Source organism: Kitasatospora sp. NPDC086791 (assembly GCF_040685975.1).
GTDB lineage: Bacteria > Actinomycetota > Actinomycetes > Streptomycetales > Streptomycetaceae > Kitasatospora.
On record NZ_JBFBOC010000035.1, the window covers coordinates 37,959 to 62,508 of the forward strand.

Consider the following 24,550-nt stretch of genomic DNA (forward strand, 5'->3'; position numbering starts at 1 on the left):
ACCTCAGCCCCCCTGAACCTGTCCGTCGACCGGCGGCCGGCCGGCCGCCTCCTGAGCCTGCGCGGTCCCGGCCTCGGTCTGGGCCGGCCGCAGCGACTGCTGGAACCGGGCCACCGCGGCGGCCGCCGCCCGCAGGTCGCACGGCGCGCTCCACAGCAGCCAGCGCGCCTTCTCGTACCGCTCGATCACTTCCGGGTCCTCGGAGACCCGCAGCCGTGCCGCCATCGCCTTGTAGGCGTCCAGCCGGCCGCGCAGCTCGGCCCGGACGGCCAGCGGCTGGGTCACCTCGGTGAGCGACTGCCGGGCCCGGGCCAACTCCTTGGCGGCGGCGTCCTCCAGCGCGTCCAGCAGCGGCGCCAGTCGGCCCCACTGTCCGGCCTGGCGCAGGTCCAGCGCCGCGACGATCCGCTCGCGCAGCGCCGAGGCCGGGCCGGGCACCGCCGGGACGTCGCTGGACGCTATCTTCGCCAGCACCTCGCCGCGCGCCCGGCGGGCCTCGGCCAGGGTGGCGTCGGCCCGCTGGAGCAGGTCGCCGACGCCCTGCAGCCGCTCCTCGGCCTCGTCGCGCAGCCGCAGCAGGTCCTCCAGCTCCAGCCGGACGCCGTCCAGCGCCCGCCCGGCCCGGTCGAACCGCTCGGTGTCCACCACCCCGGCGGGGCCGGCGAAGGCCGATCCCTCCGGGACCGTGCCGCGCTGGGCGGGCACCCGGGCCGGGCGCCACAGCGCCAGCGGGTCCCCGTGCACCTCGGTGCGCAGCTCGGTGAGGTCCTTCTCGATCGCCGACAGGTCGTCGCCCAACGGGTGGGCGCCCGCCCGTACGCCGAGCGAGCCGGCCAGCGTCCGCACCCGGTTCAGCTCGGCGAGCAGCAGGTCGATCCGGGCCGGCAGCGCCGACCAGACCGCGTCGGCGGCGCTGACCACCTCCAGCACGGTCCCGTACCAGGAGTTCATCCGCGCCATCAGCGCGTCCAGGCTGATCCGCTCGACCAGCTTGGCGGGCGCGCCGAGCAACTGCGGACCGTCCGGCACCGCGCCGCCCGGGACGGTCACCGCGTCGCCGGTCAACAGCTCGCTCAGCTCGGCGAGTTCGGGCCCGCCGGGCTTGGCCTTGCGGGCCCGGACGGCGCGCGCCGAGGCCAGCGCCTCGGAGTAGCGGTCGAACAGTGCCCAGAGCAGCGGCAGGCCCTTCCCGGCGACCGACCAGCGCTCCAGGGTGCGCCCGGCCAGCTCGGCGCCGTCCAGCAGCCGCAGACCCGGGTGGTCCTGCAGGGCGAGCAGCGCCGACTCGACCGCGTCCCGCTCCGCGCCGAGGCGCGCCAGCGCGCGGTCCACCTCCTCCCGGCTCAGTACCGGGCCAGCCGATGCCGCCACCGCGGTGTCCTTCCTTCCTCGCGTGCGATCCCGACGTGCGTGACGTGCGATCCCACGACAACCCCCGTGTCCACCACGGGTCTCCCCGCGGTGATCGTCCCGAACCATAGCCGGTGACCGTTCGGGCGGAACGGGCGCGGGGCGTCAAGACCGTGTCAACGCCCCGGGCCGGTCCGCCCCGCCGCTCGTTCCCGTGTTCGTCCGTGCGCCTCCCACTGCGGTTGGCACTGCGTCCGCCGGCCGGCTGCGCCGTGCGCTGCGCGCCGCTCAGTGCGTGCCGGGCCAGTAGTGGTCGGCCTCGTTGAGCATGTACGGCTTGAGCCAGTGTTCGTACGAACGGGTCCAGTCGCCGCGTGCGTAGTAGTCGGCCAGCACCTGGTTGACCCGGGCGGTCAGGTCGGGGCTCTCCTTCAGCATGGCGACGCCGATGACCTCCGGCTGCGCCTCGCCGTCCACGATCCGGACGGTCTGGTCCTGGGCGGCCTGACCGGCCGCCAGGCCGTTGTCGGTCATGACGGCGTCCGCCTTGCCGAGCTGCAGCAGCACCAGGCAGTCCAGCTGGTTCCCCACGGTGACGACCTGTCCGGCGGTCTTCATGCCGGTGACCACGGTCTGGGCCGTCGAGCCGTCGGCGACGCAGACCGTCCGCCCCTTGACCGCCTCGTCGATGGTCTTCGCCGGGGAGGCCTTGGGCACCAGGACGCGCTGGGTGATGTTGAAGTACGGCTTGGAGAAGGCGACGTCCTCCATCCGCTTGCAGTTGATCGTCATGGTGCGGACGATCAGGTCGACCCGGCCCTTCTTGATGGCGTCGATCCGGTCGGCGGTCGCGACCGGCTTGAGCACCACCTTGTCCGGGTCGCCGATGACGGCGGCGCCGATCGCCCGGGCCAGGTCGATGTCGAAGCCCTCGATCTGGCCGGTGTTCGGGTTGCGGGCGCCCCAGCGGTAGCTGTTCTGGTCGACGCCGATCACCAGGCTGCGCTTGGCCTTGATGGCCTTCACGGCCGGGCCGTCCTCGGTGCTCGGCGGCACGCTCTTGGTGACGTCGCAGGTGTCGGCCGCGCCCGTCTCCTGCTGCGCCGCCCGCTGCGCGGCGTCCCCGGCGGTCGCGGTGGTCCCGGTCGTCGCGGTGGTCGGTGCGGCGCCGACCGGGCCGCCCCCGGCGAGCACCACGGCGCCGGCCGCCAGCAGCGCCAGGGCGCCGAAGGGCCTGGTCCGTACGGTTCTGGTGCGCATCTGTCCGTTTCCCCCTTACCGGTTACCGGTACTCGGCCAGTCGTCGGCCCAGGCCCCGCAGCGCGGCGGCCGCGGCCACCAGACCGAGCAGCGCGGCCGCGACGGCGGCGGTGCGCAGGTCCCCGCCGGTGCCCTCGGCGGACTGCTCGAACCGGCCCTGCTCGATGTCGGCGGCCCGGGCGAGCGCCCGGTCGGTGGCGTTGAAGGCGGCGTCGGCGGTGGGCGCGTCGGCGGCGGCCGACACGGTCGCGTCCAGGGCGCCCTGGTAGTCGGCGTTGTCGACCTCCAGCTTCCGGGCCGCGTCGTGCTTCTGGTGCCAGTCGTCGAACTGCCGCACCGCGTCCCGCACGTCCTGCTCGGCGGCCGCGGGCGCGAGCCGGACGGCCTCCGGGAGCGAGCCGGTGCGCCGCTCCAGCAGGTCGCCCTTGACCGCGGCCCCGTCCAGGTGCTCGGTGGCCTTGGTCCACTGGTCGGCGTACTTGGTGGTGGAGCCGCGGGCGACCAGGTGCAGGTTCTCCGCCAGCCGGGCGGTCAGCACGTCCACCCGGGCGTAGTTGAGCGCCCGCAGCGGGGACGCGCCCTCGCTGTCGCTGCGCTTGAGCGCCGCGCTGGTGGTCAGCCCGGTGACGGTCAGCCACAGCGCCCCGGCCAGCACGGCGGCGGTGGCGCCCAGCAGCCCGATGTTGAACACCCGGTTGGTGCGGCGGAACAGCGTCAGCTGCACCCAGCCCAGCGCCGCCAGGGTGATCACCGCCAGGCCGTACGCCCCCCACGGCACCGACTTGGCCTCGGCGTAGTCCTTCGCCAGTTCGTCGTTCTCGGTGGCGGCCAGTTCGGCGGCGGCCGGCAGCAGGACGGTCTGCATCTGCTCGGAGGCGTGCCGCAGGTAGGCGCCGCCGAGCGGGATGCCCTGCCGGTTGTCGGCCCGGGCGGTCTCCACCAGGCCTGCGTACAACGGGAGTTGCTGGTTCAGTCGGGCGAGCGAGTCCTGCCCGGGAGAGGTCGAGGTGGTCCGGGCGGCGGCCTGGGCGACCAGCTTGGCGGCCGTGGCGAGGTCCTGCTCGTAGCGGTCCCGGACGGCCTTCGGCTCGGCGCCGGCCAGCAGGAAGCCGGTCGCGGCCGTGGTGGCGGCGTCGGCCAGGTTGCGGTGGATCTCGGCGGCGTCCCGGCTGAGCGGCTGGCTGTACGAGACCACCCGGTCGGCGGCCTGTGCCCTGGTCTCCAACTGCCAGGCGGTGAGCGCGCCGAACGCCACGGTGGCCACCGTGAGCACCACCCCGGCCAGCCGCAACCGGCCGGGCGCCGTCCGGGTGGCCTGCGCGAGCCGGGCGCGGACGCCGGTGGCGGCGACCGCCCCGGGGCGCCGGGCCGGAGCGCCGCCGGGCCCGGGCGCCGGGGCGCCGCCGGGTCTCACGAGTACCGGTGTCCCGGTCGCGGCCGGTGCCCCCGGTGCCGGTGCTCCCGGCGGCCGGCCGGGCCGGGCCGGGACCGCGGCGCCCGGTGCGCCGCTGCCTACTGGTGTCGCCACCCGCCTCATCCTCCCCTGGGGCCGGACCCGTTCCCCGGGGCCCGGCCGATGGCAGCAGTATGGCCGCGACTCCCCCCGGCCACACCCGACTTGCGCCGATCTTGAGAATGTCGTGCACGGTTCCCGCACGCCCTCGTACGGTTCGTACGCGCCGCCCGGGCCGCGCGTACGCCGCGCGTACGCCGTTCCTGCGCCGCTCGTCCCCGCTCGTTCGTCGCCCGTCCGCTGCCCGTCCGCCGCTGTGGTGCCGTCCGGGTCGTGGTCCGTGGCGTCACCCGTACGAGAGGTGGCGAACCGTCCGACGCGCTCCGCACCCCGCGCGGTTCCCCCGATCGGGCGGAGCGCGGGGGTCCGTTCGTGGGCGCGCGCTCCCGGGTGCGGCACCCCCGCGCTCCGTACGATGAGCACATGCGCCTGCTTGGAACGATCTCGCCCGACCGCCCGCTGCTCGTCGTCGCCGTCCGCGAGGAAGCCGCCCACCTGGACGATCGGCTGCCCGTGCTGCTCACCGGGATGGGGAAGGTCAACGCCGCCGCCGCGCTGGCCGCCGTCCTCGCCCAGGGCGAGAAGCCCTCCGAGGTGATCAACCTGGGCACGGCCGGCGCGCTGCGCCCCGGCTGGGAGGGCACCCACCACGTGGTCCAGGTGATCCAGCACGACCTGGACACCGCCGCCCTGCAGGCGCTCACCGGGCGGCAGTACGGCGCGCCGCTGGTGATCGGCAAGGGCGACGGACCGGTCCTGGCCACCGGCGACCTGTTCGTCTCGGACCCGGCCGCCCGCGACCGGCTCGCCGAGCACGCCGACCTGGTCGACATGGAGGGCTACGCCGTCGCCACCGTCGCGCACCGGGCCGGGGTGCCGGTGCGGCTGGTCAAGCACGTCAGCGACGAGGCCGGGGAGGGTGCCGGTCACAGCTGGCGGGAGTCGGTGGACGACTGCGCCCGGCACCTCGCCGGCTGGGTGACCGCGCAGGGGTGGTGACGGGAGCCGGTGACGGTGGGCACCGGCGGAGGCCGGTGACCGAGGCTGGTGACGGAGGCTCAAACCCGGTGTCCCGGAGCAGGGGTGATGGCTAGGGTGGCGCGGTGACCGAGAACACCGAGAACACCGAGAACGCCGCGCCCGTCGCGCCGAGCAAGCTCACCGACACCCGCCCGCCGAGCACCGACGCGGACGAGCCGACCACCCTGCTGGCCTTCCTCGACTACCTGCGCGGGGCGGTGATCGCCAAGGTCGACGGGCTTTCCGACGAGGACGCCCGGCGCCCCGGGGTGGCCTCCGGCACCAGCCTGCTGTGGCTGGTGCGGCACCTGGCCGTGGTCGAGCACAACTGGTTCGAGTGGGCCTACCAGGGCGCGGGCGACAAGCCGCGCCAGTCGGACGAGGTCCCGCTGGACGGCGCGACCGTGGCCGCCGAGGTCGCCGCGTACCGGGACGCGATCGCCCGGTCCAACGCGGTGGCCGCGGCCGCCCCGGACCTCGACCGGCCGGGCGTGCGCTCGCTGCGACCCGACGTCGCCCAGGGGCCGTCGCTGCGGTGGGTGCTGGTCCACATGATCGAGGAGACCGGGCGGCACGCCGGTCACGCGGACATCATCCGCGAGCAACTGGACGGCGCGGTCGGGCGCTGACGGCGGCCGCCCTGGCCGCGGCCGCCGCCGCGCTCGGCCTCGAAGTCCCCACCGAGGCCGAGGCGTTGGCGCGGCTGCGGGAGGTCGCGGTCGGCCTCGGGGCGTCGTACGTGCTGCTCAACGCCGAGGAGGGCACCGCGTACGAGCCGCTGCTCGGGGCCTGAGGTGCTCAGGCCTTGGTCGCTTCGAGCACCGTCTCGGTGGTCACCACCTTGGCGAACCGCATCGCGTGCAGCACCGTGCTGGTGGCGCGGGCGAGTTCGGCGGCGGTGAGGGTGGTGCCGTCGGGGCCGGTCATGTCGAAGGCGTGCATGGCGTCGGTCGGGAAGATCGCGTCGTAGCCGAGGTTGCCGGCCATCCGGGCGGTGGTCTCGTTGCACACGTTGGTGATGATCCCGGTGACCACCAGCTGGCGGGCGCCGCGCGCCTGGAGCCAGGCGTGCAGGTCCGGGGCGCCGTAGAAGGCGCTGTTGACGGTCTTGGTGACGTGCAGGTCCGGGGTGATCCCGGCGACGAAGTCCTTCAGCTCGTACCCCGGCGTGCCCTTGACCAGCGGCCCACCGCCGGAGGCGTGCTGCACGGTGACGATCGGGCGGCCGGTGGCCTGCCAGGCGGCGATCAGTTCGGCCATCCGCTGCTCGGCCTGCGGGTTGTCGCGGGGGCCCCAGAACTCGTGGTCCTCGAAGCCCTTCTGGACGTCGATGAGCAGCAGGACCGCGTCGGGGTCGAGGGTGAGCGGGGCGTCGAAGGCGTCGGTGTTCGTCATGCGTCCATCGTGCTCGCCCGGGTGGCGGGGCCGTGATGGGCAGGGACGCCACCCATCGATGGATTCCTGCCATAGGTTGGTGCCATGCGAACCGTGGGTTGTCTGATCTTCGACGGTGTCCGGGCCTTCGACTACGCGGTGATCGGCGAGGTGTGGGCGAACCGCGCCACCACCCGCCCCGGGCTGCCCGCCTTCGACCTGCGGGTCTGCGGCCCGGAGGGCACCCGGGTGCGGCTCGGAGGCGGACTGGAACGGGTCCCCGACCACGGGCTGGCGGCGCTCGCCGACTGCGACCTGGTCGTCGTCCCGGGCGTCGAGGACCCGGGCGCCGACCGCGACCCCGCCGTCCTCGCCGCCCTGCGGGCCGTCCGCGCCCGGGGCGTCCCGATCGCCTCGCTCTGCGCGGGCGCCTTCGTCCTCGCCGAGGCCGGCCTGCTGGACGGCCGCGAGGCCACCACCCACTGGGCCGTCGCCTCCGAACTCGCGCGCCGCTTCCCGGCGGTGACGGTCCGCCCCGAGGTGCTCTTCACCGGCGGCGAGGGCCTGTGGACCTCGGCCGGCGTCGCGGCGGGCATCGACCTCTGCCTCCACCTGGTCCGCACCGCCCACGGCCAGCGGGCCGCCGCCACCGTCGCCCGCGCCATGGTCACCGCCCCCTTCCGGGCCGGCGGCCAGGCCCAGTTCATCCCCACCCCGGTCCCGGCCCCCGCCGCCGACGACCCGCTCGCCCGCGTCCGCGCCGAGATCCTGGCCTCGCTCGACACCCCCTGGACCGTCCCCCGGATGGCCGCCGCCGCCCTGATGTCCGAACGCACCTTCGCCCGCCACTTCACCGCCACCACCGGCACCACCCCGACCCGCTGGCTCCTCGACCAGCGCGTCCTCACCGCCCAGCGCCTCCTGGAGGAGACCGACCTCCCCGTCGACACCGTCGCCACCCGCTGCGGCTTCGGCTCGGCCGTCTCCCTCCGCCCGGTCTTCACCGCCCGGGTCGGCGTGGCACCCCGCGAATACCGCCGGGCCTTCCGAGGCCGGGAGGAGGGCTAGGGAGCACCCGTCGCGGAGGGCGCGGGAAAGGGCGATTCGGACGGAGGAACCAGGCAGGGGGTGCGGACGGCGAGGGACATCCGGTCATGCCCCTTGGTGCTGTCGACGTCCACGACGTACCGGCTGCTGGGGTGCCGGGCGGAGAAGGCGGCGATGGGCTGGGCGGCGGGGTTGCCGGCGGGGATCTTCCGACACTCGGTGACCGTGAGCCCTTCGCCGGTGAGCGGGTCTCGAGCCCATGCCGCCCGTGCACATGGCATCGCCGAGCCCCTCAGGGCGCAGTCCCGGTCGGAGGGGGCATCGGAGAACGAGGCGGAGGCGGCAGCCGAAGGACGGCAGGCGACCCCGTGCTCACCGGAGAGGACGAACTCGACACCGCCGCACCTGGCGGACTCCTCCGTGCCGCCGCCCGGGCCTGCGGCGGCCGCCTGGACCTCGACCTGAGCCGCGTGTGCTTCCCGGACGGCGTCATCCTCTGGATGGCTCGGAAACTTGTCACCGGATGGATGACGTGTTAGAACGGATTCAGGTGAAGCGCACTGGCAACCCTTAGCCGCTGGAGGTGTTTCGCGATGCTGATGCGCACTGACCCGTTCCGCGAGCTGGACCGCCTGACCCAGCAGTTCCTGGGCACGAACGGCACCTGGTCGCGTCCGGCCCCGATGCCGCTGGACGCCTGCCGCGTGGGCGACGAGTACGTGATCTCCTTCGACCTGCCCGGGGTGGACCCGCAGGCGATCGACATCGACGTCGAGCGGAACATGCTGACCGTCAAGGCCGAACGCCGCCCGCGCCACGAAGGCGAGGACGTGAAGTGGGAGCTGTCCGAGCGCCCGCTCGGCGTGTTCTCCCGCCAGGTCATGCTCTCCGACACCCTCGATCCCGAGGGAATCAGCGCCGACTACGACGCCGGGGTGCTGACGCTGAAGATCCCGGTCGCCGAGAAGGCCAAGCCCCGCAAGATCGCGATCAGCCACCACGGCGAGCGCAAGCAGATCCAGGCCTGACCCCACGCAAGCCGGGCTGTCCCGCGCGGCTTCCCCCGTGCCGCGCGGGACAGCCCACCGCCGGGCCCCACCCGAACCCGTCCCCGAGCACGCCGAGCGTTGTGCAGGCCGACCTGACACCGAGAGCGCCATGCACACCCTTCACACGGCAGCCGCCCTGGTGACCGCCCGCGGTGACCTCGACCTCTGTACCGCCCCCGAACTGCGCCGGCGCCTCAGCGCCGCACTCCGGGCCTATCGGGAGGTGGTGCTCGACCTGGCCGGCGTGGAGTTCATGGACTGTTCGGGCCTGGGAGCGCTCGTGCACGCCCAGAACCAGGCCGACCGCCTCGGCGCGCGCCTGATCCTGCGCGGGGCCGGCCCCCGGGTACTGCGTCTGCTCAAGCTCACCGGCCTGAACCGGCGGCTGATCGTCGAAGCCTGACGGCGGGCGCCACATCGGCGCCGTGCTGTCCACAGCCGCCGACGTCGCGGGCGACGACCTCGTGGAGCGCGTCCTGTTCCAGCTGCCGCCGCCCGGCTACGACGTCCTCTTCGGCCGGCCCCAGCCCGGCCGGCGGCCCTGACCCACGCGTGCCGCCCCGAAGCGGCCTGCACGTACGGAAGGCACTCGACATGACCTGGCACCACCTCGTCCAGCGGGTCCGCGACCTCGGGCGCTATGACGGCGACCGGGAAGCCGAACACGTCCTCGACGCCGTCCTCGGCCTGCTCGGCTCCCAGCTCACCGGCGACGAACGCTGCGACATGGCCGCCGCCCTGCCCGAACGCGCCCGCGCCGTGCTCGTCGCCCCGATCCCCCTGACCGAACCGGTCACCGCCCCCGCCTTCGTCGAAGCCGTCGCCCGCAACCTGAACACCACCCTCGCCGTCGCCCGCTGGGACGCCTCCTGCGTCCTTGCCGCACTCACCGATCTCGCCGGCGAGGAGCTCACCGACCGCCTCCTCGCCTGCCTCCCCCGCGGCTACGCGCTCCTGTTCGGCCGCGCCGACCTCGCCCCTGCCGCCGCCTGACCCGCACCGGCCAGGACGACCGGAGATCCGTACCGCGCGCATGAACGGGTAAATATCGGTAAAAAGGTGACGAACGAGTGGTGCTGATGCGCTGCCGGTGGACGACTGGAGGAGCCGATGAGTGACCTTTCGCCACAAGGCGCAGGAACTGGCCGGCAAGGCGAAGGGGAAGGCCGGCGAACTCACCGGTGACGAGGAACTCGAGGGCGAGGGCCAGGCCGACCAGGTGGAGTCGAAGGTCAAGCAGGCCGCGGACGACGTCGAGGACGCAGCACAGGCCGCGGCCGACCGGGCAAAGGGCGCCCTGAAGCGCAACGACTGACGAAGGAAGGGAGCACCGTCATGGCCGTGTTCCTGGTCATTCTGCTCATCGCCGTGGTGTTCGGCTTTGTCGGCGCCTTGGTGAAAGGCCTGCTGTGGCTGCTCGTGATCGGCGCCGTGCTGTTCGTCGCCGCCCTGGTGCTCGGGGGCGTGCGCCTGGGCCGCGGGCGGAGCTCACGCAGATTGCGCTGAGCCCGGGCTGACCCGTGACGGCACCAGAGCACGGGCCCCGCTGCGACGGCCGTGCGGTCGGTGGGGGCGGACCGTAGCGTCGAAGAGGGGCGGACATCACGTCTCCGTCCAGGTAACGCGCGGACGTGGGCGGCACCGGCGACTATGCGGTCTCCGCGGAGTTCTACGACCTCCTGCAGGCCGCGACCGACCGCCGTCCGGCCGAGCGGCGCTTCACCGGAGCCGCCGGTCGTGCCCCCTCCTGCCCCGCGGCGGGCGGCGTGAGCTCGGCGTCCGTGGGAGCTGTAGCAGGTGTCGCCCTTGTGGACGTCGGGGTCGTACTCGGGTGTGCGCCCGCTTCGCGGCGGGCGTCCCGGGACGCGGCCTACGCGCCGTCGCCCGCGACTACCGCAGGATCGCGCTCGCCCACCCCAACGTCGTACCGCTCCTGGTCACCCGCCCTCTTGCCACCCCGCTCGTCCTGCGCCCCCGCGGCACCCTGCGCCCCCTCGAAGCCGTCCTCACCCTGCTCACCCGAGCCGGCTTCACCGGAGCCGACGCCCTGCACATCTACCGCGCCCTCTTCGGACTCCTCCACGGCCACGTCCTCAACGAACTCCAGGAACTCGTCGACAACCCCGACGAGACCGACGACCTCTTGAGGCTCGGCCTGCACCGGCTACCGATCACCGAATTCCCCCTCCTGCGCAGCCTCGCCACCACCCTCGCCACCTACGGCGGCGCCGCCGAACTCGAAACCGGCCTCGACATCCTCACCGGCCTCACCGCCACACTCGCCCCGATCCCGTAACACCTACCCAAACGGAAGGGCACAGCAATTCCCCCGCATCAGCGGAGAACCACACCAACGGGGCACAGGAATCAACCGGAGCTCATCGTGATCATCCTCGGAGTCATCCTCCTCATCATCGGACTCGTCACCGCCTGGCCCTTCCTGTGGACCATCGGCATCGTCCTGGCACTCATCGGCGTCAGCCTGTGGGTCATGGGCGCAGTCGGCCACGAGGTCGCCGGCCACCGCCACTACTGGTAGGCCGCAGAACACCGCATCATCCGGCTGCAGGGCGGAATCATCGATTACCTTCAACGCCCGCACGCCGACACCGCCGCCGACCCAGTCGGCGGCGGTGACACGTGCGCGAGGTCGTCTCCTCGGCCTGGGCCGCCCGTGGATCCGCCCCGACACCCGGGCCGGCGGTCACTACACCCCGCTCAGGGCTCAGCGACTCGTGCTGCGGGGAGGCAAGTCACCGAGCCGGGCGGCCACGTGGCCTGCCGTGGCGATCAGGAGTCGGAGTAGCTGAGGTCCCCGACCGTCCAGCTGCTGACGTCCTTGATGGCGATGCGGTACATGCCGCCGGTGTGGGGCAGCCCGAAGTCGCCCTGCAGGATCTTCGCCCGGTGGAGATGCAGATGGGTGGGCCGTGCGGGCGAGCCGTCGGCGGGCGGGGCGAAGAGAGTGGCGAAGGGCTTCAGGTGTTCCGAGGCCTGGAGGACCTCGGCCACCCGCTCCAGCCACAGGGTCACCGGCGCGAGCCTGCCGGTGATCACGGCTCCGGGGACCACTACGGTCAGGGACATCTGGTTGCTGCGCTCGGACTCGACCATCGCCGCGATGTCGACGAGCAGCCCGTCGGGGTTCGACATGTCCCACAGAATATGCCACCGCCTCCGCGGGGCCCACGGGCCTGGGCAGCGGGCAGCGACGGGTGCTCGTCGGCCCCGTCAGGGCGCGCGGCCCCGGCCGTCGAGCCGGCCAGGGGTGCACCGCAGGGCCCGCTCCATGCGCGGGCGCCGGACTCGGCGGAGAACCGCGTGCGTCCGGTGTCAGAGTTTGAACATCGTGGCGTAGGGCTGGGTGATGCGTTCCTGTCGCGATCCGAAGTCGACGAGTACCGCGATGTCACTGTCGCCTTCGACGCCGATGGCCCGGCCGAGGCCGTACGTGTCGTGGGTGACGCGGTCACCGACGGCGAAGTGCTTGCGCGGTGCTTCGATCCGGGCCTTGAAGGGGCTGGTGGGCAGGACACGGCGGGCTGCTGAAGATTTCGTCATTTCCTGCAGTATGGCTCGAAAACCGCGGGAGCGCGCCTTCCTCGCACACTCGATCTCGGAGTGCCTCCGGATGGTGCCGGTGGGCGCGGTGCGTCGCTTTCGTGGGTCTGCCGCGCCGAGGGGCGGGCTCGGCGCCTGCGCGATTCACCCTCCCGGGGAGAGTGAACAGTCGGTGCCCAAGGGGGCGCATGGCAGGCCCAACTGGGCTGCCATGCGGTCACGTTGACAGTCCCGTGGCCTCGCGCCCTGGCGCCTCCGGGAAGGGGCCCCGCAGAACCGGGGGTGGAATTTCCGCCCGTGGCAGGCCTTGGCCTGCTAGAGTCGTTTCAGTTGCAGTAGTGGTTCCCATGAACTTTGTGTGCGCCTGCTGATGTTTCGCAGGCGCCTTTTTGTTTCCCGGCTCTTCCCCGGGTGGGTGCTCATCGCGGCGACTCGGATTCCGCGCTGTGCGGGTTCCGGACAGCCCCTTGAAGGAGATTTTTTATGGCTAATGGCACTGTGAAGTGGTTCAACGCGGAAAAGGGCTTCGGCTTCATCGAGCAGGAGGGCGGCGGTCCGGACGTGTTCGCCCACTACTCGAACATCAACGCCAACGGCTTCCGTGAGCTGCTCGAGGGCCAGAAGGTCGAGTTCGACGTCACGCAGGGCCAGAAGGGCCCGCAGGCCGAGAACATTCGCCCGCTGTAGTTCCCGCCACGGCACCCGCCTGGTAGCGAGGGGCCCGCACCGCGTACACGATGCCCGGTGCGGGCCCCTCGGCATTGCGCCACCACGCACATCCCCGGCCGTTCAGGCCCCCTGGCTCCGCCACCGGCGGCCATCCCCACGCGAGACGCACAGCGCCGCGTCCGGATCGCCGCCCTGCCGTGACAGCTCACGGTTCGAGGTTCTCCGCTCCCGCCCTCCGCGGTGAGCGCCGACCTGAGGTGACGTGCCGCACGGTTTCACCGTCCACGCCCCGCACTCCACACTTTCGGCCCGTTCCCTGCGGCCTCCTGCCGGCGCCTCGCGCTGCGGAGTCGCCTCGCGACGTGCCGCCCAGGAAGGTCTCCCATGAAGCGCTCCAGCCGCTCCTCGTACCAGAACGTCAACTCCCGTTCCTCGGCCTCCTCCCGATCCGCCGGCCCCGCCTACGGCTCCCGCTCGGGCGGCAGCTCCTTCTACGGCGACCGGCCGACCGGCGGTCGTAGCGCCCGCCAGGGTTCCACCGCGCAGGGCGAGTTCGCGATGCCGGTGAGCACCACCCCCGCCCTGCCGGCCGTCGAGTCCTTCGGCGAACTGGACATGCCCGCGGCCCTGTTGAAGACGCTGACCCGCCAGGGCGTCACCTCGCCGTTCCCCATCCAGGCCGCGACGCTCCCGAACTCGCTGGCCGGCCGCGACGTTCTCGGACGAGGCCGCACCGGCTCCGGCAAGACCATCGCGTTCGGCCTCGCCGTGCTGGCCCGCACCGCCGGACGGCGCGCCGAACCCCGCCGCCCGCTGGCCCTGGTCCTGGTCCCCACCCGCGAGCTCGCCCAGCAGGTCACCGATGCCCTCACCCCGTTCGCCCACGCGGTGCGGCTGCGGATGGCGGCCGTGGTGGGCGGGATGTCGATCGGACGCCAGGCCCAGGCGCTCAACCGTGGGGCGGAGGTCGTCGTGGCCACCCCCGGCCGGCTGAAGGACCTGATCCAACGCGGCGACTGCCAGCTCGACGGCGTCGGCGTCACGGTGCTCGACGAGGCCGACCAGATGGCCGACATGGGCTTCCTGCCGCAGGTCACCGAACTCCTCGACCAGGTCGCCGAAGGAGGCCAGACGATGCTGTTCTCCGCCACCCTGGACCGCAACGTCGACCGCCTGGTCCGCCGTTTTCTCAAGGACCCGGTCACCCACTCGGTGGACCCGTCCGCCGGGGCGGTCAGCACGATGGAGCACCACGTGCTGCACGTGCAGAACCACGACAAGAACGCCACGATCGCCCACATCGCCTCCCGTGACGGCGGGGTCATCATGTTCACCGACACCCGGGACCGCGCCGACACGCTGGTGGAGGACCTGCTCGCCAACGGCGTGAAGGCCGCGGCCCTGCACGGCGGCAAGTCCCAGCCCCAGCGCACCCGCACCCTGGAGCAGTTCCGCACCGGCCAGGTGACCGCGCTGATCGCGACCAACGTCGCCGCCCGCGGCATCCACGTCGACGGGCTCGACCTGGTCGTCAACCTGGACCCGCCGAGCGACCACAAGGACTACCTCCACCGCGGCGGGCGCACGGCCCGGGCCGGCGAGTCCGGCACCGTCGTGACCCTCGTCCTGCCCAGCCAGCGCCGCCAGATGGCCCGCATGATGGCCACCGCCGCCATCACCCCGGTCACCACGCGCGTCAGCGCCGGCGACGAGGACCTGACCCGCATCACCGGCGCCCGCGTCCCCACCGGCGTGCCCGTCGTCATCGCCGACCCCGTCGTCGAACGCCCCCGCCGCAGCGCGTCCGCGAAGCGCGGACGCCGCGGACGCCCCGCCTCCACCGGCGGCGACACCCGCGCCACCGCAGCGAGCCGCGACACCCAGGGCCCCTCCGGCCGCCGCCGGGCACCCCGACGCGTCGCCCTCGCCGCCTAGCAAGCAGACGTGGGCCCGGACCGCCGCCCGCTCGGTCCGGGCCCGCCTCCGGCGGCCCCCCGGCAGACCCCGTCGACCGTCCCGCCGCCAGTACCCGACCACCGCCGGCCCCGGCGGAAACGACACCACGGAGCCCCCATGGCCCTCACCCTCGAACGCCCCGCGACCACCACCACGGTCCGCGACCTCATGACCCACCCCGAGCTCCAGATCAGCGACGACGTCATGCTCGACATGGCGATCCACATCCTGCACGGCTCCGGCGCCGACCACCTCCTGGTCCGCGACGACGACGGCCGCTGCGCCGGGCTGCTGACCCGCCTGCACCTCGCCCCGTTCCAGACCCGCACCCGGTCCACCGAGCGCACCCCGGTCCGCGACATCGCCTTCGACCGCGCCCCGTTCGCCACCGCCGACATGCCCGCCGCCACCGCAGCCTCCGCCATGCGCGCCCGAGGCCTGGCCGTGTGGCCGGTCGTCGACCCCGACGGCCACGCCATCGGCCTGCTCGGCCTCTAGACCAGCCCGTCGGCCCGGGCACACCGACAGCCGCCGCATCCGCCTGGGAAGACTTCGCCTCCCCTTTCGGCCCGTGCCTCGCCGCCATGACCCTCCTCCAGACCGTGGACGCGCCGGGACGACCGGGCGGCACAGGATCCTGGAATCCCCTCTGCGCGGAAGCGGGTTCCGCGGGGGCGGGGCTCACCCGCGGCACCTGGTCGAGGCTTGGTGGGGGTGCAGCAGGACTGCGACCGGCGGGGGCGAGTTCAGCACGTGGGGTTCCGTGCCCGTTTCGCGGGCCTTCAGGTGGGCGCGGACGAGGGCGTCGAGGCCGCCGGGGTCGAAGAACACGACCCGGAACACGTCGACCACCGACTCCGGCCGGACGGAAGGGACGTCCAGGGGCTGTCCACGGCGGCCGGCAGCGGGCCGGTCTCCCGGTCGCGCTCGCCCACCGGGTCGGGAATCAGGCCGCCCATTCCCGCTCACAGACGGATTCGGTGTCCCGCCCGCTGCCAACGCTCGCGCGACGCGGGAGTCGCGAACGGGCCGTCGGGGGCTGTCGGCCCAGGGGGTGGGAGGGTGGGCCAGGCCCGTTCACGAGGGGAGTCCGGTCCGGGCCCACCTGGGGCACGCGTCATGCCCCGGGCGGAACCGTGGTGAACAAACGCCCTGTGTGACTCCACCAGGACGCAGAGCCGTGGCCCCGGGCGGCCCGGGGCCGCCCGGCGATCGGTGGCCGGAGCTGCTCGCTCGCGGGGCGGCCTGCGGTGAGCACCTGCCGCTCACGGCAGGCCGGTCTCGTCGGCCTGGCGGGCGGGTCAGGTGTCCGCGGTGGGCTCCTGCTGGTGTTGGGTGCGGCGGAGTTGTTCGTTGAGGCGTAGGGCTTCTTCGAGTTGGTCTTCGAGGATGACGATGCGGCAGGCGGCTTCGATGGGGGTGCCCTGGTCGACGAGGTCGCGGGCGCGCATGGCGATCCGTAGCTGGTAGCGGGAGTAGCGGCGGTGGCCGCCGTCGGAGCGTAGCGGGGTGATGAGGCGGTGTTCGCCGAGGGCCCGGAGGAAGCCGGGGGTGGTTCCGGTCATCTCGGCGGCGCGGCCCATGGTGTAGGCGGGGTAGTCGTCGTCGTCGAGCTTGTCGGGTGTGTCGGGGCTGGCCGTTGTCGTCACTGCACCTCTCTGGTTCTCGGGGAGAACGCGTCGAGGGGCCCCGGGGCCGTGTCGGCTCCGGGGCCCCGAAGGGGGAACAACACCATCTACCGGCCTGGGCCGGTCCTTCTACTTCCGCACTGCCCCGGGGGAGGGGTGTGCGGGGATCGCGTATGCGTGACCGGAAACCACCGTCCTTGCGTTGGGGTCCGCGGTGTCCGCCCGGACGAGTGTTCACGGGCCGGGCGATCCTGATGGCGCTTGCGCCCTCCGTTCATCCTCTGTACTGAACTGTCACTTTCGTACTGCTGGTACTGCACTCACTGAACTGCGTACTGCTGATCGGTGGCCCTGACGGCCCACCCGGTCCGGCAGTCAGCCCCGTCGCCGCCCTGCACCTGCCTGGCTTCGGAACTCCACTGCCGCACCGAACTGCGAACTTCTGTCCAACAACCCCGGCCAGTTCGTGTCTGGCCGGTATCGCCGACTGCTGTCTACGAGAGAAACGTTAGGCCCACCCGCGAGCAATGTCTACTCCGGCGCGCATAGATTTTGCGGTGCCCGCGAGCGAGGTCCTGTCCCGCTGTGTGGCGGCGGCAACCCCCCGAGCCGCCGCCGCGCGCCCGACGTACCCAGCGAGACCACGCCGGGAGGCGGGAATGGAAGAACCGGTGCCGGCAGCACCGGAGACGGCCCGGGACGGGCAGGCGGACCTGGTCGAGGCGATCACCGTGTGTTCGGGCTCGGCCCGACCAGGCGAAGCAAGCCGCCCGGCGCGGGTGCTTACTGTCCGGACGACACGGCGGATCGCCGCGCTTACCGTTGGAAGGTGCCGGCGAAGGGAGAGCCGTGATGATCAGGGCAGAAGACATCCGTGAGTGGCGTACCCATGACGTCGTCGACCCTGACGGCCACAAGATCGGGACGCTGGAGGCGGTCTACGTCGACACCAGCACCGATGAGCCGGCCATGGCCACGGTCCAGATCGGACTTCCCACCCGCCACCGCCTGGTCTTCGTCCCTCTCGACGGGGCCTCGGTCGGCCCCGGGTACGTGAAAGTGGCCTACGCCAAGGCGCTGGTCAAGGACTGCCCTGCGATCGGTACCGACGACGTCCTGCCCGCCGAGGACGAGGAGGCCGTCTTCCGGCACTACGGCCTCCCCTATCAGCAGGGCGTCGCGGGAGAGCGTCAGCTCGCCCGTCGCTGAACCGGTCCGTCCCCAGAGGGGGCATGTGCTGGTCCTGTTCCTCCTGTGCTGTCGTCATGGCGGTCGCCCGGGGGTGCTCACGGGCCGGCCGGGGGCGTGCGGCGCTGCCGTCCGCTGTCGGCGCGCAGCTGTTCGGTCCGGGCGGTGAGCTCATCGAGGCGGTCGGCGATCGTCGGGTGGCCCGCCTCCAGGAAAGGCCGGGTCTCGGCGAGCGGGGCGAGCAGGTGGGCGGGGTCGCTGGTGCCGAGCGCTTCCAGCAGGCGTTCTATGGCGGGGGCCGCCGAGGTGGTGAGGCCGTCCAGGGCGCCGATCTGTCCGGCGAGGCGGCGCAGGTCGGCGGCGTTGTCGCGGGCCCAGGTGGTCACCGCGCGGTCGGCGGCGCGCTGGTCGCGGGTGGCCTGGACGCGCTGCTCGCCGGTGCTGCCCGCCTCGGTGCCGGCCTCGGCGTCGGGGCGCATGCGCAGGTAGCGGCGCTCGGCGGCCTGGCGGCTCTGGACGCCCATCGGTTCGGCGAGGTCGGCCCAGGTGGCCCCGGCGCCGCGGGCGGTCTCGATCAGCCCGGTCTCCCAGCCGGCGAGTTCCTCGCGGAGGTGGCGCAGCAGCAGGAGCGCGGACAGGGCCTGCCGAGGGTCGCTCTGGTCCGCGTTGTCCGGGGGCGCGTGGCGGGCGGTGCGGGCGGCGGCGTCCATCATGCCCAGCGCGGCGGCGGCGGCCAGGAACGAGGCCGGGCCGACCCCGGCCGTACCGGTGTCCTGCGTATCCATGTCGTCACTCTTTCGCTGACTGGGAGTTTGTCATCGTCAGGATGACATGCTACAACGGTTCGTGTCGCGCCGCACCGGTGCGAGCAAGAGCTTCTGGACCGGAGGTGTCCGACGATGTCCATGCGCACTGCGGTGACCCACCAGGCGCCCCCCGGGTCCTGGTCGCGCCCGGCCCCGATTCCGATGGACGCCTGGCGCGAGGGCGACCGTTTCGTGATCGCGCTCGACCTGCCCGGCGTCCCGCTGGAGGCGATCGAGGTCGACGTCCTGGGCCGGGTGGTGACCGTGAAGGCCGAACGCCGTCCCACTCCGCGCGGCGAGAATGCGCGCACCCGGCTCGCCGAGCGTTCCCACGGGGTGTTCGAGCGCCGGATCCAGCTGGCCGACAGCCTCGACCCGGGCCGTATCGCGGCCCACCTGCAGGACGGCGTCCTGACCCTCACCGTCCCCGTGACCTCGGCCTCCCGGCCCCGCAAGATCACCATCCGGGCCGGCGAGGCCGGACAGTCGTCGCCCGTGGAGAGCGGACAGGCCGTTCCCGCGGCGGCGTGACCCCCGCGCGAGGTCGCCCCCCCGCCCCCCTGGCCGCAGCTCTTCAGTTGCGGGCACGGCAGGCCGGAGCCGGACCTGTCGCAGGTGACCTTCGTTCACTGCCGGGTTCACTGCCGACCGCCCGGGTGCGCCGCCGCCCGCGAGCGCGCCATGGCAGCGCCCGCCCGTCCGCGCGGCACCCCGGTCGCCGGTGGCCTGTCCACGGAAGGCCGCCGACGCCGGGCCCTGTTCCCTCAGGACGCCTGACCATCCGTCCTGTCATCCATTCGGCGACACATTCCCACCTGTCGCCGAACAGGTGACACGTCAGGACGGGTGCGTGAGCGCGTCGAAGTCGCCCGTTGATTCGACGAGGAGGTACTCGACGATGTTGATGCGCACTGACCCCTTCCGCGAGCTGGACCGTCTCACCCAGCAGTTCTTCGGCACGACCGGCACGTGGTCGCGCCCGTCCGCGATGCCGATGGACGCCTGGCGCGACGGCGACACGTTCTACGTCCAGTTCGACCTTCCTGGCATCAGCCCGGAGGCGATCGACCTGGACGTCGAGAAGAACACGCTCACCGTCAAGGCCGAGCGCCGTCCCACGGAGCGCGGTGGCAACGCCGAGGTCCAGCTCTCCGAACGCCCCTTCGGGGTCTTCTCCCGGCAACTGTTCCTCGGCGATGCCCTCGACGCCGAGCACGTCACCGCCTCCTACGAGGCAGGCGTACTCACCCTCACCATCCCGGTCGCCGAGACCGCCAAGCCCCGCAAGATCCAGATCAGCGGCGGCAGCGACCGCAAGGAACTCCGGGCCTGACCCCCGTCGGGCCTGGCGCCCCGGAGGAAACGGTGCCGCGCGGGCGGAACAGTCCCCCCGGCCGCCCGCGCCGCGCCCCAACCCCGACCCTGCGCCGAACCGCGCAGGGCGCCGATCTCCAGGCCCGACCTTGGCCCTCGGGCCTGGAACCCCAGGAAAGGGTCGGCTGCCGCGCGGAACCACGGGCTTTCTCCCGGGGCATGCCGCGCGGCAGCCCGGTCAGCCGTGATGCGTGCGACATGACCGCGCAGAACCTGGCGCACAGCGGCTGTCTGGTCGACCGGCGTGTAGGCCCGGGCGATGTCGTCGACGAGCTTGCCGGTCTCGGCGCCGCAGCGTCGCATCCAGGTCAGGACGGGGCTGTGGGCGTACTCGGCCTGGGTGAGCTGGGTCGAGACGGTGGTCCTGGCGGTCAGCGCGGCCTGGACCGGCTTCTCCGGCTCCTCGCTCAGCGTCTTGGCGATGCCTGCGGGGCCCGCAGGTCGGCCGGTTGGATCACGATCCTGCCGGACGTGTCCTTGTCTCCCATGTGGGTTCCCCTCCCCGGGTGCGGATGCGTGCGCCGTACCCGCCCGCAGAAACCTGGGCGGGCAGGGGGTGCTCCGCATCCGTACGGATACTCGGATGCTCTCGGCGCCACTGGCCGGGGTTGCAGACGTCGAGAGTTCCCGGCGGCGCTGTGACGGCTCGGCTCCGTGGCGGCTTCAACGGGGGGAGCGGGGTGGCGGCCCTCAGCGCCGCCACCCCTTGTGGCTTCTCGGCACCGGGGTGGTGGTTCGTTGAGCCAAACCCCACGGTGGGGTGAAGTCCGGTGGGGCTCGGCGACGTTCCTAGAGGGCGGCGAGCTGTTCGTCGAGGTCGTCGAGGCCGAGGGAGCCCTGGGCGAGTGCGTTCATGTGCCAGGTCTTGAGGTCGAAGTCGGCGCCCTGGCGGCGGCGGGCCGCTTCGCGTCCGCGCAGCCAGGTGCGTTCGCCGAGCTTGTAGCCGATGGCCTGGCCGGGCCAGCCGAGGTAGCGGACGATCTCGCTGTCGCGCAGCTCGGCGGGGCTGCCGTTGTACGTGGCCATGAACTCCGTGGCGAGCTCGGGGGTCCAGCGCTCGCCGGGGTGGAAGCCCGAGTCGGCGGGGATGGCCAGGCCCAGGTGCATGCCGATGTCGATGATCACCCGGATGGTGCGCAGCATCTGTTCGTCGAGGAAGCCGAGGCGGTGCGCCGGGTCGTCGAGGAAGCCCAGTTCGTCCATCAGGCGCTCGGCGTACAGCGCCCAGCCCTCGACGTTGGCGCTGACCATGCCCAGCGTGGTCTGGTAGCGGCTGAGCCGGTCGGCGAGGGCGACCCACTGGGCGAGCTGCAGGTGGTGGCCGGGGACGCCCTCGTGGTACCAGATGCTGACGAGCTGCCAGGTCGGGAAGGAGTCCCGCCCGAGGGTGGGCAGGTAGGTGCGGCCGGGGCGGCTGAAGTCCAGGCTGGGGCTGGAGTAGTACGGCGAGGCCGAGCTGCCCGTCGGAGCGATCCGGGACTCCACCCGGCGCAGCGGGCCGGTGATGTCGAAGTGGGTGCCGTCGAGGGCGGTGATCGCCCCGTCCATGACCTGCTGCAGCCAGTCGCGGATCGCCTCCTCGCCCTCGACCGCGTGGCCGTTCCGCTCCAGGTGGTGCATCGCCTGGAGGGCCCCCGCCCCGGGCAGCACGCGCTCGGCCTCGGCGCGCATCTCGGCGGCGGTCCGGTGGAACTCGCTCCAGGCCCACGCGTAGGCCTCGTCCAGATCGGGCTCGGCTCCGGTGTGATGGCGTACGGCGAGCCGGTAGCGGTCCCGGCCGACGGCGTCCGGGGTGCCGACGGTGGCCGGCGCGTAGGCGTCGCGCAGCCAGTCGCGGAACTCGGCGACGGCGGCGGTGGCCCGGAGCGCGGCGGCGTCGAGTTCGCCGCGCAGCCGCTCGGGGCCGGGGGCGACGAAGTCGGCGAACCAGCCGGCGTTCGAGGCGTTCCCGGTGTTCCCGGAGTCTGCGGCGGTCCCGGCGCTTTCGCCGGTCCAGGCGGTGAGCTGGTCGATGACGGTGGCGGCCTGGCGGGGCGCGACGAGCAGGCGCCGGGACATGCCCTCGGTGAGGGTCGCGCGGTACCCGTCGAGCGCGGCGGGCAGGTTGCGCATCCGGCCGGCCACGGCGGCCCAGTCGTCGTCGGTGGCGGTCGGCATGTAGGTGAAGATGTCGCGGACCCGGTGGACGTGCGCGCCGATGTTGCGCAGCTGGCGGAAGTTCTCGCCGGAGTCGTGCACGGCCAGTTCGGCGGTCAGGCGTTCGCGGAGCAACCGGGCGCAGGCGCGGTCGGCGGCGGCCGCTGCGGGGTCCGTGGGGTGAGTGGGGTCCGTGGTGGCGGCGTCGAGTGCGGTGAGGGTGTGGCGGGCGAGGTCGGCGAGCGCTTCGAGTCCTTCCGGTGAGAGGTCCGGCTGTCGGTCGTCCCCCGGGTGCAGCCCCAACCAGGCGGCCTGCAAAGGGTCGTGGGCGGCGACCTGGTCGAGATGGCGGTCGGCGATGGTGCGAGCGGTGATCGTTTCAGCTGCCATGGCGCCATGATGGCGCACCCGTCGTGGCCCGCCCAGCGGCGGGGAGAACGGTGTGGTGGGTGGACGGACCGTCGTGGCAGCCGAGCCGAGCGGACGAGTGCCGGGCCCTCCTCAGTCCGCGTGGGAGTCGCGCAGCAGCTTCTTGTCCGGCTTGCCCACGGCCGTCAGCGGGATCCGAGGCATCAGGTGCAGCGCCTCCGGCGCGTACATCCGGCCCTTGTGGGCGGTGACGAACGCGCGGACCTCGTCCAGTTCGGGCCGCCGCCCCGGTGCGGGGACGACGGCGACGTGGATGTGCTCCGCCTCCTGGGCGTCCCGCACCCCGTAGACCGCGCACTGGGCGATCGCCGGGTGGGTCAGGAGCAGTTCCTCCACCTCGGCGGGGTAGACGTGCCCGCCGACCACGATGATCTTGTCCTTGAGGCGGTCGGCCAGGTAGAGGTAGCCGTCCCCGTCGAGGTAGCCGATGTCGCCGGTGTTCAACCAGCCGTCGCGCAGCACCTCGGCGGTGAGGTCGGGCCGCTTCCAGTACCCGGCCATCACGGTCGCCGAGCGGACGTGGATCTCGCCCTGTTCGCCGGTCGGCAGCTCGGTGCCGTCGTGGTCCCGGATCGTCACCTCGACGCCCGGGAGCGGCCTGCCGACCGAGAGTTGACCGCCGGGCCCGATCCGGTCGTGCTCGTGCGGGGCGAGCATCGAGATGTTCTGCGCCTCCGACTGCCCGTAGCCGCTCACCAGGACCGGTCCGAACACCTTGATCGCCTCCCGCACCCGCGACGGCGAGGCGGCGCAACCCCCGTACGAGATCCGGCGCAGGCTGGACAGGTCGGTGCGGCCGATCGCCGGGTGGTCGAGCAGCTGGTACAGCAGCGGCGGGAGCACCCAGAGGTCGGTGATGCGCTCGCGCTCGATCGCGGCCAGGACCTCGCCGGCGTCGAAGGAGCGCTGGATCACCACCGAGCCGCCGCTGTGGAAGGTCAGGTCGGAGAACAGGCCGGCGAGGTGGGCGAGGGAGGTGGCGGCGAGGTAGCGGGGCGGGGCGGCGTCCGGGTCGTTGCCGCCGTACGCGACGTCGAAGATGCGCCGGTACGGGCCGTGCAGGCTGCGGATGCCCTTCGGGATGCCGGTGGTACCACCGGTGTGACGAATCGTCACATCGTCCTCCGGGCCGACCCGGACGGCCGGGGGCACGGCGGGGTGGTGGGCGGAGGCCGCGATGACGTCCTCGCCGATCGCTTCGGCGCCGGGGCCGGGGCGATCGGCGTCGGGGCCCGCCGCTTCCGGGCCCGGGCCGAGGGTGAGGACGGTCGGGATGGCGACCAGCGGCAGCAACTCGGCTGCCGTACCGTACCGTTCGGCGTCCACGAGCAGGATGGCGGTGTCGACACTGGTCGTGATCCCGGCCAGGACCGGCGCGCTCATCCCGTCGTACAGGTTCACCACCCGCGCCCCCGCCAGCCCGGCCGCGTAGCGGGCGCTCAGCGCCTCGGCGGTGTTGCCGGTCAGCAGGGTCACGGTGGTGCTGCGGCCCGCGCCCCGGGCGACGAGTTCACGGGCCAGGCGGTAGGTGGCGGCGGCGAAGTCGCCGGCGGTGATCACCGCGCCGTCAGCGGTGGTGATCGCCCGCCGGTCGGGATCGGAGGCGAGGGAGCGCAGGACCAGGGCGGGGGCGCTGACGAACTCCGGCTCGGGAATGGCCACTTCTTGTGGGTGGTTCGCAACCATACTCCGAGAGTAGTCCCATCCTCTCTGCCCGGTCGGCGAGTTGGCCTTTCGGATCACCCGTGCGCCGGCCCGGGGGGCGGCTCAGAACGCCGTCGGCGAGCGCAGGGCGAGGTCGGTCACGGCGGCCCAGTGCTCGTCGAGGGGCAGTGACGATCACACAGCCCTGCTGGGAGGGCAGCCGGGGGAGCAGCGCGCTGCGGCAGCCGTGGCTGTGGTGGACCTCGACGGGCGTGCGGACGCCGTCGAGGCGGAGTGCGCCGGTGGTGGTCTCCGTGTCGAGGAAGCCGATCGTCTCTCCCAACGGGCCGTCGGAGATGGTTGGTTGACCAGCATCGCCGAGTGGGGGTGCGGCTTCGCTGCGCGGGAAGTCGGTGGGGTCGACTTCCGGTGCGCGGCCTGGGCTTTCAGATGGTGCGGGTGGCGGTGCGGGTGGCTTGGGTGCGGCAGTGGGCGAGGGCGTACTTGATGCGGGTGTCGGGGTTGGGGGTGGTGGTGAGGAGTTCG

The 24,550-nt window shown here is 73.0% G+C and carries 26 protein-coding genes and 1 pseudogene; 17 read left to right on the plus strand and 10 right to left on the minus strand.

The features are described 5' to 3' along the window. Window positions 1–3: 3 nt before the first annotated feature. From AB0Q99_RS29745 to AB0Q99_RS29755, 3 genes are all read right to left on the minus strand, one after another. Window positions 4–1,371: a hypothetical protein gene (locus tag AB0Q99_RS29745; RefSeq protein ID WP_363576672.1), complete on the minus strand. Its 1,368-nt coding sequence runs from the start codon at window positions 1,369–1,371 to the stop codon at window positions 4–6. A 267-nt stretch (window positions 1,372–1,638) separates the two neighbouring features. After that, window positions 1,639–2,610 carry a glutamate ABC transporter substrate-binding protein gene (locus tag AB0Q99_RS29750; RefSeq protein ID WP_363576673.1) on the minus strand — a complete coding sequence of 324 codons (972 nt, stop codon included), beginning with the start codon at window positions 2,608–2,610 and terminating at the stop codon, window positions 1,639–1,641. 22 nt (window positions 2,611–2,632) lie between these two features. Then, window positions 2,633–4,024: a hypothetical protein gene (locus tag AB0Q99_RS29755; protein WP_363576674.1), complete on the minus strand. Its 1,392-nt coding sequence runs from the start codon at window positions 4,022–4,024 to the stop codon at window positions 2,633–2,635. A 522-nt stretch (window positions 4,025–4,546) separates the two neighbouring features. Between AB0Q99_RS29755 and AB0Q99_RS29760 the strand changes: the two genes are divergently transcribed. Together AB0Q99_RS29760 and AB0Q99_RS29765 are read left to right on the plus strand one after the other, a co-directional pair. After that, window positions 4,547–5,122: a nucleosidase gene (locus AB0Q99_RS29760; RefSeq protein WP_363576675.1), complete on the plus strand. Its 576-nt coding sequence runs from the start codon at window positions 4,547–4,549 to the stop codon at window positions 5,120–5,122. A gap of 104 nt (window positions 5,123–5,226) precedes the next feature. Beyond that, window positions 5,227–5,772, plus strand: coding sequence for a DinB family protein (locus AB0Q99_RS29765; protein ID WP_363576676.1), 546 nt, complete (start codon window positions 5,227–5,229; stop codon window positions 5,770–5,772). Window positions 5,773–5,941: 169 nt separating this feature from the next. On the opposite strand, the gene AB0Q99_RS29770 is transcribed toward AB0Q99_RS29765, so the two are convergent. After that, on the minus strand, window positions 5,942–6,538 hold the full coding sequence (locus AB0Q99_RS29770) for a cysteine hydrolase family protein (protein WP_363576677.1): 597 nt from the start codon (window positions 6,536–6,538) through the stop codon (window positions 5,942–5,944). Window positions 6,539–6,622: 84 nt separating this feature from the next. Here AB0Q99_RS29770 and AB0Q99_RS29775 point away from each other — a divergent pair, with 84 nt between their 5' ends. The 9 genes and pseudogenes from AB0Q99_RS29775 to AB0Q99_RS29815 all read left to right on the plus strand — a co-directional run bounded on the left by AB0Q99_RS29775 (window position 6,623) and on the right by AB0Q99_RS29815 (window position 11,152). Further along, the gene (locus tag AB0Q99_RS29775; protein WP_363576678.1) at window positions 6,623–7,585 is read left to right on the plus strand and encodes a helix-turn-helix domain-containing protein; all 963 of its coding nucleotides are present in this window, start codon (window positions 6,623–6,625) and stop codon (window positions 7,583–7,585) included. A gap of 572 nt (window positions 7,586–8,157) precedes the next feature. After that, complete coding sequence (locus tag AB0Q99_RS29780) at window positions 8,158–8,592, plus strand: Hsp20/alpha crystallin family protein (protein ID WP_363576679.1); 435 nt, start codon at window positions 8,158–8,160, stop codon at window positions 8,590–8,592. 130 nt (window positions 8,593–8,722) lie between these two features. Then, window positions 8,723–9,016 carry an STAS domain-containing protein gene (locus AB0Q99_RS29785; RefSeq protein ID WP_363576680.1) on the plus strand — a complete coding sequence of 98 codons (294 nt, stop codon included), beginning with the start codon at window positions 8,723–8,725 and terminating at the stop codon, window positions 9,014–9,016. Window positions 9,017–9,029: 13 nt separating this feature from the next. Then, window positions 9,030–9,158, plus strand: a pseudogene (locus tag AB0Q99_RS29790) (DUF2267 domain-containing protein); the annotation flags it as partial. 49 nt (window positions 9,159–9,207) lie between these two features. After that, entirely contained in the window at window positions 9,208–9,606 is a 399-nt protein-coding gene (locus AB0Q99_RS29795) for a DUF2267 domain-containing protein (protein ID WP_363576681.1), read from the plus strand. Between the two features lie 121 nt (window positions 9,607–9,727). After that, on the plus strand, window positions 9,728–9,928 hold the full coding sequence (locus AB0Q99_RS29800) for a CsbD family protein (protein ID WP_363576682.1): 201 nt from the start codon (window positions 9,728–9,730) through the stop codon (window positions 9,926–9,928). Between the two features lie 20 nt (window positions 9,929–9,948). Continuing rightward, on the plus strand, window positions 9,949–10,119 hold the full coding sequence (locus tag AB0Q99_RS29805; RefSeq protein ID WP_363576683.1) for a hypothetical protein: 171 nt from the start codon (window positions 9,949–9,951) through the stop codon (window positions 10,117–10,119). 325 nt (window positions 10,120–10,444) lie between these two features. After that, on the plus strand, window positions 10,445–10,909 hold the full coding sequence (locus AB0Q99_RS29810; RefSeq protein WP_363576684.1) for a TetR-like C-terminal domain-containing protein: 465 nt from the start codon (window positions 10,445–10,447) through the stop codon (window positions 10,907–10,909). Window positions 10,910–10,996: 87 nt separating this feature from the next. After that, window positions 10,997–11,152 carry a hypothetical protein gene (locus AB0Q99_RS29815; protein ID WP_363576685.1) on the plus strand — a complete coding sequence of 52 codons (156 nt, stop codon included), beginning with the start codon at window positions 10,997–10,999 and terminating at the stop codon, window positions 11,150–11,152. A 251-nt stretch (window positions 11,153–11,403) separates the two neighbouring features. Here AB0Q99_RS29815 and AB0Q99_RS29820 read toward each other — a convergent pair whose 3' ends face one another. After that, window positions 11,404–11,766 carry a hypothetical protein gene (locus AB0Q99_RS29820; protein WP_363576686.1) on the minus strand — a complete coding sequence of 121 codons (363 nt, stop codon included), beginning with the start codon at window positions 11,764–11,766 and terminating at the stop codon, window positions 11,404–11,406. Window positions 11,767–11,946: 180 nt separating this feature from the next. Next, a complete protein-coding gene (locus tag AB0Q99_RS29825; RefSeq protein WP_363576687.1) occupies window positions 11,947–12,174 on the minus strand; it encodes a hypothetical protein in 228 nt (75 codons plus the stop codon). Between the two features lie 483 nt (window positions 12,175–12,657). Here AB0Q99_RS29825 and AB0Q99_RS29830 point away from each other — a divergent pair, with 483 nt between their 5' ends. From AB0Q99_RS29830 to AB0Q99_RS29840, 3 genes are all read left to right on the plus strand, one after another. Then, window positions 12,658–12,861 carry a cold-shock protein gene (locus AB0Q99_RS29830; RefSeq protein ID WP_030918248.1) on the plus strand — a complete coding sequence of 68 codons (204 nt, stop codon included), beginning with the start codon at window positions 12,658–12,660 and terminating at the stop codon, window positions 12,859–12,861. A gap of 366 nt (window positions 12,862–13,227) precedes the next feature. Beyond that, the gene (locus AB0Q99_RS29835; protein ID WP_363576688.1) at window positions 13,228–14,778 is read left to right on the plus strand and encodes a DEAD/DEAH box helicase; all 1,551 of its coding nucleotides are present in this window, start codon (window positions 13,228–13,230) and stop codon (window positions 14,776–14,778) included. 138 nt (window positions 14,779–14,916) lie between these two features. Further along, window positions 14,917–15,297, plus strand: coding sequence for a CBS domain-containing protein (locus AB0Q99_RS29840; RefSeq protein WP_363576689.1), 381 nt, complete (start codon window positions 14,917–14,919; stop codon window positions 15,295–15,297). Window positions 15,298–16,100: 803 nt separating this feature from the next. Here the strand turns inward: AB0Q99_RS29840 and AB0Q99_RS29845 are convergent. Continuing rightward, complete coding sequence (locus tag AB0Q99_RS29845; RefSeq protein WP_363576697.1) at window positions 16,101–16,382, minus strand: MerR family transcriptional regulator; 282 nt, start codon at window positions 16,380–16,382, stop codon at window positions 16,101–16,103. Between the two features lie 897 nt (window positions 16,383–17,279). Here AB0Q99_RS29845 and AB0Q99_RS29850 point away from each other — a divergent pair. Then, entirely contained in the window at window positions 17,280–17,636 is a 357-nt protein-coding gene (locus AB0Q99_RS29850; protein WP_363576690.1) for a PRC-barrel domain-containing protein, read from the plus strand. Window positions 17,637–17,713: 77 nt separating this feature from the next. Here the strand turns inward: AB0Q99_RS29850 and AB0Q99_RS29855 are convergent, their stop codons facing one another. Further along, window positions 17,714–18,400, minus strand: coding sequence for a type III effector protein (locus AB0Q99_RS29855; RefSeq protein ID WP_363576691.1), 687 nt, complete (start codon window positions 18,398–18,400; stop codon window positions 17,714–17,716). A 114-nt stretch (window positions 18,401–18,514) separates the two neighbouring features. Between AB0Q99_RS29855 and AB0Q99_RS29860 the strand changes: the two genes are divergently transcribed. Together AB0Q99_RS29860 and AB0Q99_RS29865 are read left to right on the plus strand one after the other, a co-directional pair. Next, window positions 18,515–18,952: an Hsp20/alpha crystallin family protein gene (locus tag AB0Q99_RS29860; protein WP_363576692.1), complete on the plus strand. Its 438-nt coding sequence runs from the start codon at window positions 18,515–18,517 to the stop codon at window positions 18,950–18,952. Window positions 18,953–19,319: 367 nt separating this feature from the next. Continuing rightward, window positions 19,320–19,754 carry an Hsp20/alpha crystallin family protein gene (locus AB0Q99_RS29865; protein WP_363576693.1) on the plus strand — a complete coding sequence of 145 codons (435 nt, stop codon included), beginning with the start codon at window positions 19,320–19,322 and terminating at the stop codon, window positions 19,752–19,754. An 830-nt stretch (window positions 19,755–20,584) separates the two neighbouring features. Here the strand turns inward: AB0Q99_RS29865 and AB0Q99_RS29870 are convergent. Together AB0Q99_RS29870 and AB0Q99_RS29875 are read right to left on the minus strand one after the other, a co-directional pair. Further along, window positions 20,585–22,321 carry a DUF885 domain-containing protein gene (locus tag AB0Q99_RS29870; RefSeq protein WP_363576694.1) on the minus strand — a complete coding sequence of 579 codons (1,737 nt, stop codon included), beginning with the start codon at window positions 22,319–22,321 and terminating at the stop codon, window positions 20,585–20,587. A gap of 111 nt (window positions 22,322–22,432) precedes the next feature. Continuing rightward, entirely contained in the window at window positions 22,433–24,022 is a 1,590-nt protein-coding gene (locus tag AB0Q99_RS29875; RefSeq protein WP_363576695.1) for an AMP-binding protein, read from the minus strand. Window positions 24,023–24,550 lie beyond the last annotated feature (528 nt).

Excerpts from the sequence above, each read along its gene's own strand:
- AB0Q99_RS29750 (WP_363576673.1), bottom strand. The coding sequence starts at position 2,610 with ATGCGCACCAGAACCGTACGGACCAGGCCCTTCGGCGCCCTGGCGCTG.
- AB0Q99_RS29760 (WP_363576675.1), top strand. The coding sequence starts at position 4,547 with ATGCGCCTGCTTGGAACGATCTCGCCCGACCGCCCGCTGCTCGTCGTC.
- AB0Q99_RS29770 (WP_363576677.1), bottom strand. The coding sequence starts at position 6,538 with ATGACGAACACCGACGCCTTCGACGCCCCGCTCACCCTCGACCCCGAC.
- AB0Q99_RS29775 (WP_363576678.1), top strand. The coding sequence starts at position 6,623 with ATGCGAACCGTGGGTTGTCTGATCTTCGACGGTGTCCGGGCCTTCGAC.
- AB0Q99_RS29780 (WP_363576679.1), top strand. The coding sequence starts at position 8,158 with ATGCTGATGCGCACTGACCCGTTCCGCGAGCTGGACCGCCTGACCCAG.
- AB0Q99_RS29785 (WP_363576680.1), top strand. The coding sequence starts at position 8,723 with ATGCACACCCTTCACACGGCAGCCGCCCTGGTGACCGCCCGCGGTGAC.
- AB0Q99_RS29795 (WP_363576681.1), top strand. The coding sequence starts at position 9,208 with ATGACCTGGCACCACCTCGTCCAGCGGGTCCGCGACCTCGGGCGCTAT.
- AB0Q99_RS29805 (WP_363576683.1), top strand. The coding sequence starts at position 9,949 with ATGGCCGTGTTCCTGGTCATTCTGCTCATCGCCGTGGTGTTCGGCTTT.
- AB0Q99_RS29820 (WP_363576686.1), bottom strand. The coding sequence starts at position 11,766 with ATGTCGAACCCCGACGGGCTGCTCGTCGACATCGCGGCGATGGTCGAG.
- AB0Q99_RS29825 (WP_363576687.1), bottom strand. The coding sequence starts at position 12,174 with ATGACGAAATCTTCAGCAGCCCGCCGTGTCCTGCCCACCAGCCCCTTC.
- AB0Q99_RS29830 (WP_030918248.1), top strand. The coding sequence starts at position 12,658 with ATGGCTAATGGCACTGTGAAGTGGTTCAACGCGGAAAAGGGCTTCGGC.
- AB0Q99_RS29835 (WP_363576688.1), top strand. The coding sequence starts at position 13,228 with ATGAAGCGCTCCAGCCGCTCCTCGTACCAGAACGTCAACTCCCGTTCC.
- AB0Q99_RS29840 (WP_363576689.1), top strand. The coding sequence starts at position 14,917 with ATGGCCCTCACCCTCGAACGCCCCGCGACCACCACCACGGTCCGCGAC.
- AB0Q99_RS29845 (WP_363576697.1), bottom strand. The coding sequence starts at position 16,382 with ATGGGCCGCGCCGCCGAGATGACCGGAACCACCCCCGGCTTCCTCCGG.
- AB0Q99_RS29850 (WP_363576690.1), top strand. The coding sequence starts at position 17,280 with ATGATCAGGGCAGAAGACATCCGTGAGTGGCGTACCCATGACGTCGTC.
- AB0Q99_RS29855 (WP_363576691.1), bottom strand. The coding sequence starts at position 18,400 with ATGGATACGCAGGACACCGGTACGGCCGGGGTCGGCCCGGCCTCGTTC.
- AB0Q99_RS29860 (WP_363576692.1), top strand. The coding sequence starts at position 18,515 with ATGTCCATGCGCACTGCGGTGACCCACCAGGCGCCCCCCGGGTCCTGG.
- AB0Q99_RS29865 (WP_363576693.1), top strand. The coding sequence starts at position 19,320 with ATGTTGATGCGCACTGACCCCTTCCGCGAGCTGGACCGTCTCACCCAG.
- AB0Q99_RS29870 (WP_363576694.1), bottom strand. The coding sequence starts at position 22,321 with ATGGCAGCTGAAACGATCACCGCTCGCACCATCGCCGACCGCCATCTC.